Source organism: Flavobacterium sp. LM5 (assembly GCF_002017945.1).
In the GTDB taxonomy this organism is placed as follows: Bacteria; Bacteroidota; Bacteroidia; order Flavobacteriales; family Flavobacteriaceae; genus Flavobacterium; species Flavobacterium succinicans.
In genome coordinates, this window is record NZ_MUFX01000034.1 from 1 (window position 1) to 3,274 (window position 3,274).

The 3,274-nt window shown below is 29.5% G+C and carries 7 protein-coding genes; 4 read left to right on the forward strand and 3 right to left on the reverse strand.

What is annotated here, in order from left to right; genetic code table 11:
* From BXU11_RS16955 to BXU11_RS17935, 3 genes are all read right to left on the reverse strand, one after another.
* A partial coding sequence (locus tag BXU11_RS16955) for a hypothetical protein (protein ID WP_139363543.1) occupies positions 1-344 on the reverse strand: 344 nt, incomplete at its 3' end.
* Positions 345-635: 291 nt separating this feature from the next.
* A complete protein-coding gene (locus tag BXU11_RS17930) occupies positions 636-1,064 on the reverse strand; it encodes a toprim domain-containing protein (RefSeq protein WP_078213366.1) in 429 nt (142 codons plus the stop codon).
* Positions 1,027-1,422: a hypothetical protein gene (locus tag BXU11_RS17935; RefSeq protein WP_189318560.1), complete on the reverse strand. Its 396-nt coding sequence runs from the start codon at positions 1,420-1,422 to the stop codon at positions 1,027-1,029. Before BXU11_RS17935 ends, BXU11_RS17930 begins: the two co-directional genes overlap by 38 nt.
* Before the next feature lie 348 nt (positions 1,423-1,770).
* Here BXU11_RS17935 and BXU11_RS16970 point away from each other — a divergent pair, with 348 nt between their 5' ends.
* The 4 genes from BXU11_RS16970 to BXU11_RS18200 all read left to right on the forward strand — a co-directional run.
* Positions 1,771-2,361, forward strand: a complete 591-nt coding sequence (locus tag BXU11_RS16970) for a hypothetical protein (protein ID WP_078213368.1) — start codon at positions 1,771-1,773, stop codon at positions 2,359-2,361.
* Positions 2,362-2,398: 37 nt separating this feature from the next.
* Complete coding sequence (locus BXU11_RS17940; RefSeq protein ID WP_255373961.1) at positions 2,399-2,638, forward strand: toprim domain-containing protein; 240 nt, start codon at positions 2,399-2,401, stop codon at positions 2,636-2,638.
* Positions 2,639-2,845: 207 nt separating this feature from the next.
* Entirely contained in the window at positions 2,846-3,067 is a 222-nt protein-coding gene (locus tag BXU11_RS16980; RefSeq protein ID WP_078213370.1) for a BfmA/BtgA family mobilization protein, read from the forward strand.
* Positions 3,042-3,274 (forward strand): hypothetical protein (locus tag BXU11_RS18200; RefSeq protein WP_223253774.1); only part of this gene is annotated, 233 nt, incomplete at its 3' end. The genes BXU11_RS16980 and BXU11_RS18200, both read left to right, overlap by 26 nt.

The following is a 3,274-nucleotide window of genomic DNA, read 5'->3' on the forward strand; positions in this document are numbered from 1 at the left end:
TGGCTTTTTTCTAATTCTTCGTTTAATTTGATGAGCATATTATTTCTCGAATCAAATAACCCATCGACATCTCTAAAATATCCCGATATCTCATCATCAGGGATTTTGTTCACAATACTATAAACCGCATCTATCTTCTCTGCAAAATTTTTAAAATAATCTCTTTCAATTGCTCCAAATCTTTTCCTTAAGCTCAGAGAATCGGCTTTAATGAATTCTTTAAGTTCCTCAAAAGACCTCCGTTCGCTTATACTGTTTCTAAATAACTGCTCGTTTAATTCTTGATTTATTCTATCTCTTGGAGTTATTTTATTTCTTTCAAAAAACCAAACTATGTCTTCCAAACAACTTGTTAAAGTGGTATATCTACCTGCTTTTTTTTAGTCTATCTAGTCCGTTTTTTGCTTTCTCCCCGATTCTTATATTCATTTGTTTTTTTATTAAATGGATGCTTTTTTGCACGCAAATATGTAGATGTTGAAACTAATAATGTGTTGTTTTTTAATTGATTATGTTTTTAAATGCGTTCATTTATGCCTACTTTTTAAAAAAGTAAAAAACACAAACTATTTAAAATCAGTACTTTATGTTTTGAACTGAGATTCATCTCCGTTCCCTCTTGCTTCTCCCATTCTTTATACTAAATCTTTAATTTCACTGCCATTTACCAAGCATTCATTTAGGTCTTTAAATCCAAGAAAATGCTTTCTACAATCTTTCGCATTTTTAAATTTTTCCATTACCAATGAAGTGTATTTATCTCCTGTCGTGTCATTATCTAAGTACAATTCTATAAAATCATAATCACTCAAAACCGAAATATTCGTCACTAACAATGCCACCGAATTTAAAATCAAATAATCCGATTCCTCCATTATTAAATTTTCCCGAACCTGTATAAAAGATAAATAGTCAAAAAAACCTTCGTAGATTCTTAGCGTTTTTGATTCATTGTAGATTAGTGATATGTCTTTCTTTCCTAAGCAGATTTTTGCATATTTGGATCTGATTTCCCAACCTTGGCTTTTATTTTGAAATCCTAAAGCGAAGTGATTTTTTTTCATTTATTGTATAGTGGATTTCTTTGAGCTGTTTAATATTTTTGGAATTATGTATTTGTCTATTTTTTAGATATTGAATTAAAGCGACATGTTGAACCGGTAATATTTTTTTAATATGATTAGTGCTATTTAGTTCCTTAGTTGGTGTTTCAAAAATTTGCTTTTGAAAAGAAAAAAAAGTATCGAATTTTTCTAGGTAACTCAAAGCTTCATTAACACTAAATCCAAACTTTTGAATTACGAAGTCTATAACGTTTCCCACCTTTCTGTTCTCCGTGGTCAAACCATCGATTAATTTTTCTATTGAGCTTAAAAGAGGCTGTTTTTTCAATTCTAAAAGGGGATAAATACCAACTTTCATTTTCATTTGATTTTGTGGGTTCACATCCTAAATTTTGAAGTACTTTTTCTATTGAAATTTCTCTTGCTTGAGTCGAATTCATTACAGCGTATTTTGTAGGTTAAAAAAATGCAAAAAAGTGATGAATTGATGACACAAGTGTCTCAGCCCAATATTGATAGGGGATTACGTCTCATCATTTTGTCATCACGTCATAATTATTAAAAAACTGTCATCATTTTTATTCATCATTATAATTTTTGATGACAAAATGATGACAATGTAAAGCCTTACTGTTGTTGGTTTAAATCTGTGTTGTCATCAATTCATCACTTTTTTGCATTTTTTTAACCTACAAAATACGCTGTAATGAATTCGACTCAAGCAAGAGAAATTTCAATAGAAAAAGTACTTCAAAATTTAGGATGTGAACCCACAAAATCAAATGAAAATGAAAGTTGGTATTTATCCCTTTTAGAATTGAAAAAACAGCCTCTTTTAAGCTCAATAGAAAAATTAATCGATGGTTTGACCACGGAGAACAGAAAGGTGGGAACGTTTATAGACTTCGTAATTCAAAAGTTTGGATTTAGTGTTAATGAAGCTTTGAGTTACCTAGAAAAATTCGATACTTTTTTTTCTTTTCAAAAGCAAATTTTTGAAACACCAACTAAGGAACTAAATAGCACTAATCATATTAAAAAAATATTACCGGTTCAACATGTCGCTTTAATTCAATATCTAAAAAATAGACAAATACATAATTCCAAAAATATTAAACAGCTCAAAGAAATCCACTATACAATAAATGAAAAAAATCACTTCGCTTTAGGATTTCAAAATAAAAGCCAAGGTTGGGAAATCAGATCCAAATATGCAAAAATCTGCTTAGGAAAGAAAGACATATCACTAATCTACAATGAATCAAAAAACGCTAAGAATCTACGAAGGTTTTTTTGACTATTTATCTTTTATACAGGTTCGGGAAAATTTAATAATGGAGGAATCGGATTATTTGATTTTAAATTCGGTGGCATTGTTAGTGACGAATATTTCGGTTTTGAGTGATTATGATTTTATAGAATTGTACTTAGATAATGACACGACAGGAGATAAATACACTTCATTGGTAATGGAAAAATTTAAAAATGCGAAAGATTGTAGAAAGCATTTTCTTGGATTTAAAGACCTAAATGAATGCTTGGTAAATGGCAGTGAAATTAAAGATTTAGTATAAAGAATGGGAGAAGCAAGAGGGAACGGAGATGAATCTCAGTTCAAAACATAAAGTACTGATTTTAAATAGTTTGTGTTTTTTACTTTTTTAAAAAGTAGGCATAAATGAACGCATTTAAAAACATAATCAATTAAAAAAACAACACATTATTAGTTTCAACATCTACATATTTGCGTGCAAAAAGCATCCATTTTAATAAAAAAACAAATGAATATAAGAATCGGGGAGAAAGCAAAAAACGGACTAGATAGACTAAAAAAAGCAGGTAGATATACCACTTTAACAAGTTGTTTGGAAGACATAGTTTGGTTTTTTGAAAGAAATAAAATAACTCCAAGAGATAGAATAAATCAAGAATTAAACGAGCAGTTATTTAGAAACAGTATAAGCGAACGGAGGTCTTTTGAGGAACTTAAAGAATTTCATTAAAGCCGATTCTCTGAGCTTAAGGAAAAGATTTGGAGCAATTGAAAGAGATTATTTTAAAAATTTTGCAGAGAAGATAGATGCGGTTTATAGTATTGTGAACAAAATCCCTGATGATGAGATATCGGGATATTTTAGAGATGTCGATGGGTTATTTGATTCGAGAAATAATATGCTCATCAAATTAAACGAAGAATTAGAAAAAAGCCA